This window comes from Bacillus sp. JJ1521 (assembly GCF_036965165.1).
Lineage (GTDB): Bacteria > Bacillota > Bacilli > Bacillales > Bacillaceae_L > Ferdinandcohnia.
This window is the reverse complement of record NZ_JBALOX010000077.1, coordinates 30874-44610: the sequence shown is the minus strand read 5'-3', so window position 1 is coordinate 44610 and position 13737 is coordinate 30874. Positions and strand designations below refer to the sequence as shown.

Below are 13737 nucleotides of genomic sequence, written 5' to 3'. Positions count from 1 at the left end.
GCATCCTTCTCGCCGGCTTTTCCTATGCTTGTCTGGGCTGATCAAGGTGTTTCCGCTTTTCTACTTACATTGCTTCTGGTTTATTTATTCGTTTTGATCGTTTTTCTTTTTCTTCATTCATTCGTTCGATGTATATATTGCCTTCTTGCTCAATGTAAGAGTCTTCAACCTTCTTTTCCTCTCTTGATGTTCGTATCACCATATAGGCACTAAAAAGGACTCCAAATAACGCTACATATACAAACCATGGTACTGATAACATCACAATCCACTCCTTGTCCCACTTTTTACTTCTACTATATGATGAAAATTAACTAGATATCACTAAAATTCATAGATTTTTGATGGGAGAGGGGAGGCTATCAGCAATTATTTAATTCTATCGATTTTATTTGGATTCTATCGACGTTATTCTGGTTCTATCGATTTTATTTCAGTTCTATCGATTTTAGCCAAATGCTACAAAAAAAGAACAAAAAAAGGGTGCCCGACACCTTGTCGGACACCCCGTCAAAATCTGATTACGCACTGACTGTAAAGTTTGTACGTTTCATGATTTGTTGTACAATTGGATAAATAATAGCCATTGCTATTATACCCATTATCGTTGTTGGAAGGACTACACTTAGGAACAATCCGATAAATGTTCCAGGAAGACCAGCAACGATAAGTGCAACGCTTAAGAAAACAATTCCAGAAACTAGAATTCCTACAGCAGTGACCGCACATATCATTACTATTGACTTGGTATACTTTCTTGCAGCAATGAAAACGCCATAGAATACGAATGCTGAAATTACCTTATCGAATGGGCTCGCAATTTGACCACCTGGGAAACCAGTTGTCAATGCTGAAATTACACCAGCGACAAGTGCAACAAGCAATACATATTTCTTTTCAGGAAAAAGGATAATTCCTAAAAACATCATGACCAACAATAAGTCAGGCTTCATTCCAAGGTAAATCGGAGGCATTACCGCGTGCAGAACAGCACCAATTCCAATTAATAATGATAATAGTACTAAAACCTTTGTATTCATTTCTCATCTCTCCTCAGCTTTTCTAAGCTATATTTTTTAGGATTTTCCAATAATGCACTCATTGCCTATTGCGAAAATCTTATATTTAAGTATATCAGACTATTAACCTATTTTAAATAACTTTATTCAACAAAAATCTCAATATTCAATAAGTTCTGGGTGAATGCATAGTTTCTAATTTTATAAAGCGTTAATTCCTGAATAAAGTTATAGCCTCCGGCGGAAGCCATAGATTTTTAAAGGGAATTTTCCCCGCATAAGATCAAAGACTAAGAACGCCACATCCTGTTGTAACGTCTTTGCGACCCACCTCGTGTGGGCCAAAAATCTGGGCGGAAAATACGACATGGCGTATTTGATTAATTTTCTGATTTAAAGGCCTTCATAAATGAAGTTAGTGCTTCAACAGACTCATAAGGCACTGCATTGTAAATGGATGCACGGCAGCCGCCGATTGAGCGATGTCCATTTAATCCAACAAATCCTTTTTCCTTTGCTTGTGCTAAAAACTTTTTCGTTAGTTCTTCATTTGGAAGTGTGTATGACACATTCATAATGGAACGACTGCCTTTTTGGGCATGTGCTTGATAGAAGCCATTTGAATCATCAATTGCATTGTATAAAAGTGCTGCTTTTTCATTGTTTTTCGCTTCAATCGCAGGCACACCGCCTTGTTCCTTTACCCATTCAAGAACGAGAGAAAGCATGTAAATTGAAAAAGTAGGTGGTGTGTTATAAAGGGAATTTGATTTTACATGTGTATTGTAATCCAACATGGTTGGTAAATTGCTATTTCCTTGTTTTAATAAGGAGTCTTTAACAATCGCAACTGTTACACCAGATGGGCCAAGATTTTTTTGAGCACCAGCATAGATCATGCCAAATTGTTCAACATTAATTTCTCTGCATAAAATATCACTAGACATATCTGCAATTAATGGAACATTTTTGTATGTTGGGTATTTCTCCCATTGTGTTCCGTAAATTGTGTTGTTAGATGTAATGTGAACATAGGCGGAGTTAGCAGAATGGTTGTTTACATCTACTTCAGGGATATAGCTGTATTTTTCTTCCTCACTAGATACAATTACATTTGTTGCCCCTAGTTTGTTTGCTTCTTCAAGTGCTTTTTCAGACCAAGCACCGGTTAATATGTAGTCTGCGGTTTTACTTGGCGTTAAGAAGTTCATTGGAATCATGGAGAATTGAAGACTAGCGCCACCTTGTAAAAACAACACTTGATAGTCCTCTGGAATGCGTAATAGAGCTCGTAAATCAGAAATAGCTTGTTGATGAACTTGGTCATATTCTTTGCTGCGATGGCTAAGCTCCATTACAGACATGCCGGATCCTTTGAAATTGAGTAGTTCGGCTTGTGCGCGGTCTAATACTTCAAGTGGTAGAGCAGAAGGACCGGCATTAAAATTGTATGCTCGTTGCATTGGTGATTCCTCCTATTTTATTGCTTTAATTGAATAGAGTTATCTTATCATGTTTTTGAGAATAAAAGAGTGAAATTTTTTGAAAAAAGTGAATAAAGCGTTTCCAAAAAATAAATAAAGACAAGACCTAAAGTCTTGCCTTAAAAGATTAACTTTCGATTGCTTTTGAGATACTTGAAGCAATATTTTGTAAATCCTCGCCTGAGTATTGATTTTCATGTGATTTCCATACAATGCCAAATCCATCGCCTTTTCCATAACGCGGAATAAGGTGGAGGTGGAAGTGAAAGACAGATTGTCCAGCTTGTTCACCATTATTTTGTAAAAGGTTCATTCCGATTGGATTGAATTCTCTTTTGATTGCATTTGCAATGGAAGGAACAACTTCAAAAATACTTTTGGCGATTTCAGGTGTAAGTTCAAATACGTTTTCTTTATGTACTTTTGGAATGACAAGCGTATGTCCCTTTGAAACCTGACTGATGTCTAAGAAGGCATAAATATGTTCGTTTTCGAAAACCTTGGCACTAGGAATTTCACCATTGATAATCTTACAAAAAATACAATCACTCATTATATTCATTCCTTTCAATATTCAATTCATAACTAGTATTTTATCACAGGTTCCAAAGATGTAAAAATTTTCATATGAGTAAAGACCAAAAGAAGAAACAGGATGCAATCGCAAAGGATGCATCCTGTTCTTGAAGAAGGCTTAAGTTAAAAGGTTTACGGTATCTGCGATAAACACCTCATTTTTTTAGGATGAAAGTCTTTATCTAATGGAGTGGGTCAATTCCGTGGTCCAAACGAACCATCCCCTTGTCTATAGTTATAAGTTTATACAACTTATAAAGCGACTAGGTAGCCTTTAACAAACACCTCATTTACAAAATAATGTTATTTTGTTAGTGGTCATTTGTTTCAACTGGTATTTCCCTCACTTTTCCCAAAGCAACCATCCCCTTATAACAGTTTTAAAAAGCTGTCGTCTAAAATAAGGATATTGTCTTTAACAAACACCTCATTCCAGGTAGATGATTAACATCAAGGCTTTTTTCTTGCCCTCTTCAAAAATTAGTATGACCATATCGTAATGATATATACACTCATTTTAACTATGTAAAATTGGGAAAATTTGATATGATTAATAGAAATAAAAGTAGATGAAGGGAGCTTTATATGGCACTACTAGAGATACAAAATCTAACTGGTGGATACACAAAAAATCCTGTTTTAAAAGATGTTTCCTTCCAAGTCAAACAAAATGAAATTGTAGGATTAATCGGATTAAACGGTGCGGGGAAAAGTACTACAATTAAACATATCATTGGTCTCATGGATCCGAAAAAAGGGTCAATCCAAATCAATGGAAAAACGATTCAACAGGATATGGAAGACTATCGCTCCATGTTTAGCTTTATTCCTGAAACACCAATTCTATATGATGAATTGACCCTCTATGAACATCTAGAATTAACCGCAATGGCCTATGGGTTGGATAAAAAAATATTTAAAGAAAGAGTACAACCTTTATTAAAAGAATTCCGAATGGAAAAAAAGGTAAAGTTCTTCCCATCTCATTTTTCAAAGGGAATGAAGCAAAAGGTGATGATTATGTGTGCCTTTCTAGTTGAGCCTGATCTTTACATTATTGATGAACCATTTGTTGGATTAGATCCCCTTGGTATTCAATCCTTATTAGAATTAATGAACAAAATGAAAAATCAAGGTGCAGGTATTTTAATGTCGACTCATATTTTAGCGACAGCTGAAAGGTATTGTGATTCCTTTATTATTTTACATAACGGGAAGGTTAAGGCTTCGGGAACCTTAGCCGATCTCAGGCAGCAATTTAAAATGGAAAACGCCACACTTGATGATATATATATCAGCCTTACAAAGGAAGAAGAACATGATTGATATCAAGGAATTATGGAGTAAGCGTCAAACCCAACATTTTAAGGAAATAAGCCGTTATTTACGATATATGTTAAATGATCATTTATTGATTGCTCTCCTATTTTTAGGAGGGGGAGGGGCGTATTATTATAATTATTGGCTCCAGGATGTTCCAAAGGATTTTCCTTATGCCATTATCATTGCACTTGTTTTAGGGCTCATTTTAACAAATAGCCGCATTCAAACGTTGCTAAAAGAACCTGACCTCGTTTTTTTATTGCCCATTGAAAAAAAATTGGCTCCTTATTTTCAAAAGGCATTTTGGTACAGTCTGTTCTCACAAATATATTTGTTGTTGATTGTATTGGCAGTGGCAGCACCATTGTATCTTGCGGTTACAGATAAAACATTTTCATCCTTAGCAGCGATTTTCGTGATAGTTTTATTGTGTAAAGCATGGAATCTTCTAATGACCTGGTTTACACAACACTACACCGAAAGCTCAACATATTACACTGACATATCGATTCGTCTTATATTAAATATCGCACTGCTGTATTTATTATTTTCCGGAGCATCCATTCTTTATATCGGCTGTGTAGCTGTCATCATGATTGGCTTGCTCCTATATTTTCATAAGGCAGTTGAAAACAAAGGGATAAAATGGAATACATTAATCGAATTAGAATCGAAACGAATGCTAACCTTTTACAGAATCGCGAATTTATTTACTGACGTTCCGAAGCTAAAGGAACGGGTAAAAAAGAGGACATGGCTCAACTGGGTTACTGGGTTTATTTCGTATTCAAAGAAAAATACTTTTCGTTATCTTTACACACGGACTTTCTTGCGAACAAGTGACTATTTAGGAATGTACGTAAGGTTAACGATTATTGGAGGATTAATTATTTATTTCGTTCCATTTGAATATGGAAAAGCCTTTGTCATGATTTTATTTCTTTACCTAACTGGCTATCAGCTAATCACATTATGGAGACATCACAGCTTAAAAATTTGGGTTCGCTTATACCCAGTAAGTGAAGCTTCAAAATTAGCTTCCTATTTACAGTTTTTATTTCAGCTACTTGTTATCCAGTCAGTTTTATTTACAGTCATTTTGCTGCTATCTGCTAAAATAATGACAACAATCATTTTAATGGTCGCAGGACTTTTGTTTGTTTATTTATTTGTTTTTGTATATACAAAAGGGAAGGTACGTAAGCTTGACCGAATGTATGGGTGAAACTTTTCTTTTGTTTATACGTAGAAGTATAAAAAATGAGTGTTCAAAAAGGCGACGAATCAGAAGCGAGGAGATCAAGGAACGAGAGACTTGAGGACCGGAGCGTATGGTATTAATACGTGAGTACCGGAGAGGCCGAGTGACGCCGAGATTCGAAGCTTATCATTTGGTGACTTTTTGAACATCCTCTAAAAGAAGGGCAGAGGTGCATGAACGAGTCGTATATGGTAACGGTGGAAGAGGAATTATTTCAATGGCGTAAAAAGCTAATTAAAAAGTCAACTATTCTTCAACGTGTATCGAAAAAAGCACAAACAAAAGTGAATAAACTGATCCCTGAAAAAGCTCATGCTGTCATTACGGAAAGTATTAAAAAAATGGTTCAAGCTACTTTAGTAGGCTCGGAATACACAACAAAAGGAAACTATCCCGGGGAGATGACATTGCAGGTTAAAGAAAAACTTATTGAGGATAAATTAACGGTTTATAGACGTACTGCTGCGGCTGAGGGTGCCGGAACTGGAGCAGGAGGATTTCTATTATCATTGGCAGATTTCCCATTACTTCTCTCTATAAAAATGAAGTTCTTATTCGAAGTGGCTGCAATTCATGGCTTTGATACAAAAAACTATGAAGAACGCCTCTTTTTGTTACAAGTGTTCCAACTAGCTTTCTCAAGCGATGAGCATAAGAAGAGAACATTAGAATTGATTGAGAATTGGGAGGAAGAAAAGCATAGATTAGTGGAATTGGATTGGAGAGTATTTCAGCAGGAGTATCGAGATTATATTGATTTCGTGAAAATGCTTCAATTACTTCCTGGTATTGGTGCTGTAGTTGGCGCATATGCAAACTATAATCTTCTTGATCACTTAGGTGAAACCGCAAAAAATAGTTATCGATTACGAATATTGTCTTAATAAAAACGCAAGAATGTTTAAACATTCTTGCGTTAACTTTTTTCTACCTTATTCTTCTCCTATTTTTCAATGGATAAGTATTTTAAGGTTGCTGTGCCTAATGTTTTTGCAGCAACTAGCATTGCTTTCTCGTCAATATCAAATTTAGGATGGTGATGTGGATAAGCATTTGATTCATTAACTGGCATTGCGCCTGTAAAGAAAAAGGTTCCTGGCACATGCTGTAAATAATAAGCAAAATCCTCGCCACCCATTTGGGGAGCAGTTTCTTTTACAGTAACGACACCTGGTATATTCTCAGCTGCCTCTACGAGAAAATCAGTTTGTTCCTTATGATTGACGACTGCAGGGTAGCCGCGGTGGAAGGCATATGTGTATGAGGAATCAGATGCGATACAAGTTCCTTTTACAATCCGCTCAATTTCTACCTCGATTTGATTTCGAACATCTTCACTGAATGTTCTGACAGTTCCTTCAAGTTTAGCTGAGTCTGCAATAACATTAAATGGATTCTCTGCAACGAAAGATCCAAGTGTTACGACTGAAGATTCAATCGGATCAACTCTTCTACTCACTATTTGCTGTAAATTCATCACAAGCTGGGATCCAATCACAATCGCATCCTTTGTTGTATGTGGATGTGCACCATGTCCGCCAGATCCTTGCACCTTAATCTCAAACCGATCGGCCGCAGCCATGATCGGACCAACACGGTATTCGATTGTTCCTGTAGGTGTGGTTGCCCATAAATGTGTTCCAAAAATCACGTCTACACCTTCAAGACAGCCATCCTCAATCATGGAAATTGCACCACCGGGAGCGAATTCTTCAGCATGTTGGTGGATAAAGACTACAGTTCCTGCAAGTTGGTCCTTCATTTCATATAGAGTTTTCGCCAGTACTAGTAATGTAGCAGTGTGCCCATCATGACCACAAGCATGCATAACACCAGGGACTGTAGATTTATAGGAAACATCTTTTTCATCTTGAATCGGAAGTGCATCAAAATCAGCCCTTAGTGCAACAGTAGGACCTGGCTTATTACCGTGAATTTTTGCGACAATTCCATTACCGCCAACATTTGTGCGAACTTCAACACCCATGTTTTTATAATAATTTGAGATGTATTCTGCTGTTTTATATTCTTTGAAAGAAACCTCTGGGTGTTGATGTAAATAACGGCGGATATCTACCATTTCATCGTACTTTTTATCTAAAGCATCATATAGGTTATGTAACATTTCCGGATTCTCCCCTCTTTTAAATATAAATAAATTATATCATGATTCATTGAATTTGAATTTTATTAATATTCTTCACGAAAAAAGGGGACCAAATGGCCCCATTAATAGATTGTCTCTAACAATGCATTTCCGTTTTTTGCAACCCTTACTTTCGCGTGTTTCGCATCACGCTGAAGGTCTAAACCAGTTCCTTCTTTCACAAAATAGCTTTCAATTCCGAGGATGACCCCATTATAGCCATTATACTTACCAGCAATCAGTACTTCATTTTCAGCAAGTTGATATTTCTTTGGATCAATGGAGGTGAGTACCTTTTCACGCTGATAAATCCCATTCTTATCTTTTTTTGCAAGGATGTAAACGCGGTTTCCTGACTGAACATTCTTAAGTTCATTAACTTCTGCAATTTCATAACGCAGGATGACATAATCCCCTTGGAGCATTGAACGTGGGTCCACTGGTGCCAATTCAAGGGTAATCTCTTTTCCATTTTTTAAATGTGCTTCATTGCTTCCGATTTGGTAACCGACAAAGCCCAATTGAAGAAGGAGTATGAATCCAATGAGACTCCACTGCTTTTTTGTAAAAAATGTTTCATTATTAATTACATTAATACCCGACCTTCGATCAAAAAATTGGGTAATCGCAAAGAAGACGAGACCGATAATCAGAAGTGAAAGAGATTTGTGTACAAGTGACCAAACAAGATCATAATAAGTTGAAATAAACAATGCAATCCAGAATATAAGCGTCATACGAAACATAAACACTTCGCCATTCCTTGAGAAGAAAAGGACTAATGCTGTCGTAATGACAAAAAACATCAGACAATATATAATTTCCTGCCATACCAAATTATCTAAAAAGGTTAGTGCATAGAAAAAGAGCAAAGCGTAGAATGAACTAATTCTTTTTAAGGTAGCTTCCGAGCGAACTAAATAATAGATAATTGCGTTTAGCAGGGCAAAACTTATAAATACAAGCTCGGAGTGTCCCCATAGTCCCAATTCATCCAGGAGTAGGTTCAAGGAACATCCAATGATTGTGGTATAGCTTATAAATCGGATAATTCCATCCTTCATGACTATTGTGACGACGGCCGATAGGATTAAAAAGAATATCGTGATTGATGTTGATAAGAAAAATGCTTCAAACAGACCAGAGAAGAATCCAATAAACAGTAACGTATTTCGGACATATGGTCCTAGCTTTTTCACAAATAACCCTACACTTATAAACAATACACTTAAAACAACAGTTGCATAAAAACTAGAAAATAGAAGGTAGAGAACTCCTCCAAAGCTAATCGAAAACATAAATGAGCCAATAAGTGTGACAATCACAATTAAGATGCCTTTCATTACCTGACCGATTGGAGTTTCTGTATGCTTGGAAGATAAATGTTTTGCCAGAAGAACTCCACCAATAATTAGGGCAATTGAGGCAATTGAGCCTATTATTTGTAATCCAAGAAAACCAATTGCATCTCCGAATAAAAAGGGAATTTCAATGATTTTCGTACACACGTGAAGACTAACCATCGTGAACAAAATAATTGAAATATACTTATCAATTTTCTTTGTTACCAGATAGAAATAAGAAATGGCAGCAAACGCAATATATAATAGATTTGTCCATCCACTATATGGTTCATATAATTCGAAAATACTCATCCCAATTAACATGATATGTGCCATTGTATAGGACATATACCGAATCGCTCTATTAGTTAATATCTGTGAAAAGGTAAGGAAAAATAAAATTAAATTGATTATAGCAATGACAAAATATATGAGCCATTCCTGTAAATCTGTACGAACAATGAAGTACGATGAGGGGTTCATATAGAACCAATATGCAAGATGAAAAAGGACAAAGCTTAAAATTGAAAATGGTGCATACCGTGTACTGATCGCCAGAAGCAACGCAGGTATTAGCCATACAAGGAAAAGTACATAACTGTCCGCATGGGAGTTGTAAATTTGACCAATTAATGCAACACATAAACCAAAGGATATTGCACCAGCAACTAATAGCCATTTCCCTAGAAATACTTGATGCGAAAGTAGTTTAGTGGAAAGGGCTGATAACAAATAAAATAAAAGCATTGCGGCTACTGCAAGAGAAAGTTTTTCAAAATGTGTAAATTCTTGCCAATTTGCAGCGAAAAAATAAAGGACGCCTGATAAAATCAAAACGATCGAGGCAAAGTAACCAAATGGAATTAGCTTCTTCATTAAATACTCCCCATTTCCTAAAGGAAAAATAAAAGCCTTTTCTACTAATACTATATGTAGTTATGGTGATTCGTTGTATCGATTATAATATATATTTCCAATTATGATACCAGTATTTTAATAAAAGATAAATGTGATTTAGGGAACCCTAATCCTGAGGTGAATTACATGGAATTGTTTTCAGCAGAGTTTTTTTCAGCTCTACTTGCAATTGTGGTAATTGATCTCGTCTTAGCGGGCGATAATGCGATAGTAATCGGTTTAGCCGCAAGAAATTTACCGAAACAACAGCAAAAAAAGGCGATTATCTGGGGAACAGTTGGGGCAATTGTTATTCGTGCAGCGGCAACATTAGCCGTTGTATGGCTTCTCGAACTACCCGGATTACACCTTATAGGTGGAATCCTCCTCATTTGGATCGCTTTTAAGCTTCTTACGGATGACCAAGATGAACATCAAATTGAGGCCAAAGGGTCCTTTGCGGCAGCAATAAGAACGATTATTGTAGCTGATGCATTAATGGGGCTTGATAATGTTCTTGGAGTTGCCGGTGCTGCCCATGGTAGCTTTTCATTAGTTGTCATTGGGTTAATTATCTCGGTTCCAATCATGGTTTGGGGAAGCACGCTGTTTATTAAATTAATAGATCGTTTTCCAATCATAGTTACAATAGGTGCCGCAATACTTGCCTGGACAGCAGCGAAAATGATTGTAGGAGAACCATTCCTTCAGGATTTCTTTGATAATCCTTGGCTCAAATATACATTTGAAGCGTTAGTCATCATCGCTGTTGTGCTCATTGGGACAAAGATGAAGAAAACAAAGGCTCAATCAATAAAAGAAAAACAAAAAGCGTCTTAGAAAGAAGGTGGCCATCAGGGCCACCTTTTATATGTTATAAAGGGATGCATAAACCTTGGATAATAATGGATACTATTAATGAATTTGATACATATCGAGGAAAGGAAGTATTTACATGAAAAGAATGACTGGTCTTGTTTTACTCTTAAGTTTCATACTCTTTGGAGGTATCCAAGCAAATGCCGAAATGGAGAAGGATGACCAAAGACCAAAAGTTGAGCTTACTGATAAGCAGAAGCAAGAAATGGATAAGCTTTATCTTGAACTCCTTACAATCGAAAAGAAGATCATTAACAAGTACGTTGAATTTGGTGTTCTTTCAAAAGAGGAAGCCGATAAAAAGCTTAACTGGTTAAATGAGCATTACCAAAAAATTAAAGAACGCGGATACATACCAAGGCATCATCATAGAAAACATAAAGATGATGAAGATAATAACGATCATGACTAAGTTAAAGAGCTAGGTAAAACAGTTCCTGTTTTGTCTAGCTTTTTTCTTTTAACAACATTCGATTGAATAATCACAATCTCATGAGGTGTCACATCATTAGGTTTGGGCATCAATTTTTATTAATTCAAATAGGAATAGTATAATATAAATATTGTATAATTAAAGGCTATAGGAATAGGAGAGGTGAAATTGCCCATTTCATTTATAAAAACAGAGAAGCAAGAACATTTATATAAGCTGGCAAACGAATTAGCAGAACGATTTCATGAAAGAGCTGCGCAATATGATGAAACAGGTGAATTTCCTTCATTAAATATTGAGGATTTAAAATCATCGGGCTACACGAGCCTTTCTGTACCTAAAGAGTATGGTGGAGAAGACGGTCTTTCCTTATATGACTTTGTGTTACTGCAAGAAACACTTGCTGTAGGGGATGGCTCAACGGCTTTATCAATCGGATGGCATCTTGGTGCAACGATGGATTTATTTGAGAAAAAACGTTGGATGGAAGAAAAGCTTTCGTTTTATGCACAACAGGTTCTACAAGGAGCATTATACAATCGTGCTGCAACAGAACCTCAAACAGGGAGCCCCACTAGAGGCGGAAAGCCCCAAACAACTGCCAAAAAAGAAGGCAACAAATGGATACTTTCAGGTAGAAAATCCTTTACAACTATGGTACCTGTCCTTGATTATATTGGTGTGATTGCTTCTATAGATGGAACGGATCAGATTGGTGAGTTTTTGGTTGAACGTTCAAAAGCAGGAGTTGCAATAGATGAAACTTGGAATACCATATCAATGAGAGGTACTGGTAGTCATGATCTAGTTCTTACCAATGTTGAACTTGAAGAAAATGATTTAGTAGAAATATTATCTCCTGAAATAAAAGCAATGCCAAGTGGTTGGATGCTACATATCCCAGCATGTTACCTAGGAATAGCAATTGCAGCTAGAAATTATGCAGTGAAATTTGCAAATGAATATTCACCAAATAGTATAAAAGGAACGATAAGTACGATACCTAATGTTCAGCGTGTCGTTGGGGAAATGGAAGCTGAGCTACTGCAGGCTCGTCACGTACTTTACTCAATTGCTGACAAATGGGATCGGACTATTGATCGAAGTCAGTTTGGATCAGAATTAGGTCTTGCCAAATATATTGCAACAAACAGTGCCATTTCTGTAGTCGATAAAGCTATGCGGATTGTCGGTGCGAAAAGTTTGCAGAAATCCAATCCACTGCAACGCTATTATCGTGATGTAAGAGCAGGGCTACATAATCCACCGATGGATGATATGACAATTGCTAAGCTAGCAGACTTAGCCTTTAAGGAAATGGAATAAAGACCGGAAAGTAGTCACAATGTTTTCGATTGTGGCTATTTTTTTTGACATAAAAAAATCAAATATCTAGGGTAGAATAATATTTTTAACCAATAAATGGGTAATCAATTTCTTACAATCCAATCTCGTAAACGTTGATAAACCCTTGTATAATAAGAGTAGCTAAGATTTTGATTATTTACGGAACTTTGATCGTGAACTAGATTAGGAGGTAATAAAGATAATTATAGGAGGTATTTAGTTTTGAAGAATAGTAAAAAGAAACTTATAGGGATGTCACTTGCATTCATGCTTGGGGCTAGTGGACTCGCTGGCTGTGCAAGCTCTGATGCATCCAAAAAAATAGATTCAGATGGGAAAACGAGCTTTACAATCATGGCAAACCTTTATACGCCAGAAGTTCCATCTGATAAAATTGAAAAGCTCCTTGAAGAAAAGACAGGTGTTGATTTAACGATTCAATGGACACCGGATACGAGCTATGAGGAAAAATTAAACACAGCATTTGCTACAGAAACATTACCAGAAGCCGTATTCCTAAAAAACCAAACAACATTCATTCAATTTAAAGAGGCGATTCGCGATGGCCAGTTCTGGGAAATTGGACCATATTTAAGTGAATTTCCAAACCTAAGTAAGCTAAATGACCAAATATTAGAAAACACAGCTGTCGACGGTAAAATTTATTCCTTATACCAAGGCAGACCATTATCTCGCCAAGGGTTAATTTATCGTAAAGATTGGGCAGATAATTTAGGCATCGAGGCTCCGAAATCAATCGATGACGTGTACGAAATGGCTAAGGCATTTACAGAGAATGATCCAGATGGAAACGGCAAGGATGACACATTTGGAATCACAGACCGTGCAGATCTTGCGTATGGTGCATTTAAAACTGTAGCATCATGGTTTGGAACTCCTAACAGTTGGGGTGAAAAAAACGGACAACTGCTTCCAGAGTTTATGTTTGAACAGTATTTAGAAACAATGGATTATATTAAAAAGCTTCGTGACAAAGGTTATATCAACCAGGACTTCCCAGTAACAAGT

The 13737-nt window shown here is 36.5% G+C and carries 13 protein-coding genes; 7 read left to right on the top strand and 6 right to left on the bottom strand.

The genetic code is table 11. From position 1 onward, the window contains the following. Nucleotides 1–64: 64 nt before the first annotated feature. The 4 genes from V7147_RS12825 to V7147_RS12810 form a co-directional block, all read right to left on the bottom strand. Nucleotides 65–262: a sporulation YhaL family protein gene (locus tag V7147_RS12825; protein WP_335368255.1), complete on the bottom strand. Its 198-nt coding sequence runs from the start codon at nucleotides 260–262 to the stop codon at nucleotides 65–67. Nucleotides 263–521: 259 nt separating this feature from the next. Next, on the bottom strand, nucleotides 522–1040 hold the full coding sequence (locus V7147_RS12820) for a tryptophan transporter (protein ID WP_335368254.1): 519 nt from the start codon (nucleotides 1038–1040) through the stop codon (nucleotides 522–524). Between the two features lie 359 nt (nucleotides 1041–1399). Beyond that, nucleotides 1400–2482: a 3-phosphoserine/phosphohydroxythreonine transaminase gene (gene serC / locus V7147_RS12815; RefSeq protein ID WP_335368253.1), complete on the bottom strand. Its 1083-nt coding sequence runs from the start codon at nucleotides 2480–2482 to the stop codon at nucleotides 1400–1402. Nucleotides 2483–2630: 148 nt separating this feature from the next. Next, the gene (locus V7147_RS12810) at nucleotides 2631–3056 is read right to left on the bottom strand and encodes an HIT family protein (protein ID WP_335368252.1); all 426 of its coding nucleotides are present in this window, start codon (nucleotides 3054–3056) and stop codon (nucleotides 2631–2633) included. A gap of 608 nt (nucleotides 3057–3664) precedes the next feature. On the opposite strand from V7147_RS12810, the gene V7147_RS12805 reads away from it, so the two are divergent. From V7147_RS12805 to V7147_RS12795, 3 genes are all read left to right on the top strand, one after another. Beyond that, nucleotides 3665–4405, top strand: a complete 741-nt coding sequence (locus V7147_RS12805; protein ID WP_335368251.1) for an ABC transporter ATP-binding protein — start codon at nucleotides 3665–3667, stop codon at nucleotides 4403–4405. Beyond that, the gene (locus V7147_RS12800; RefSeq protein ID WP_335368250.1) at nucleotides 4398–5627 is read left to right on the top strand and encodes an ABC transporter permease; all 1230 of its coding nucleotides are present in this window, start codon (nucleotides 4398–4400) and stop codon (nucleotides 5625–5627) included. Before V7147_RS12805 ends, V7147_RS12800 begins: the two co-directional genes overlap by 8 nt. A gap of 209 nt (nucleotides 5628–5836) precedes the next feature. Then, nucleotides 5837–6547, top strand: a complete 711-nt coding sequence (locus tag V7147_RS12795; RefSeq protein ID WP_335368249.1) for an EcsC family protein — start codon at nucleotides 5837–5839, stop codon at nucleotides 6545–6547. Between the two features lie 59 nt (nucleotides 6548–6606). Here the strand turns inward: V7147_RS12795 and V7147_RS12790 are convergent, their stop codons facing one another. Together V7147_RS12790 and V7147_RS12785 are read right to left on the bottom strand one after the other, a co-directional pair. Then, nucleotides 6607–7788: a M20 family metallopeptidase gene (locus V7147_RS12790; RefSeq protein WP_335368248.1), complete on the bottom strand. Its 1182-nt coding sequence runs from the start codon at nucleotides 7786–7788 to the stop codon at nucleotides 6607–6609. Nucleotides 7789–7892: 104 nt separating this feature from the next. Then, nucleotides 7893–10028, bottom strand: coding sequence for a GDYXXLXY domain-containing protein (locus V7147_RS12785; protein ID WP_335368247.1), 2136 nt, complete (start codon nucleotides 10026–10028; stop codon nucleotides 7893–7895). A 168-nt stretch (nucleotides 10029–10196) separates the two neighbouring features. On the opposite strand from V7147_RS12785, the gene V7147_RS12780 reads away from it, so the two are divergent. From V7147_RS12780 to V7147_RS12765, 4 genes are all read left to right on the top strand, one after another. Beyond that, nucleotides 10197–10889 (top strand): TerC family protein, encoded by a 693-nt coding sequence (locus V7147_RS12780; RefSeq protein WP_335368246.1) that lies wholly within the window; start codon nucleotides 10197–10199, stop codon nucleotides 10887–10889. Nucleotides 10890–11004: 115 nt separating this feature from the next. Then, complete coding sequence (locus V7147_RS12775; RefSeq protein ID WP_335368245.1) at nucleotides 11005–11340, top strand: DUF2680 domain-containing protein; 336 nt, start codon at nucleotides 11005–11007, stop codon at nucleotides 11338–11340. 189 nt (nucleotides 11341–11529) lie between these two features. Next, complete coding sequence (locus V7147_RS12770) at nucleotides 11530–12687, top strand: acyl-CoA dehydrogenase family protein (protein WP_335368244.1); 1158 nt, start codon at nucleotides 11530–11532, stop codon at nucleotides 12685–12687. A gap of 273 nt (nucleotides 12688–12960) precedes the next feature. Beyond that, a partial coding sequence (locus V7147_RS12765; RefSeq protein WP_438824586.1) for an extracellular solute-binding protein occupies nucleotides 12961–13737 on the top strand: 777 nt, incomplete at its 3' end.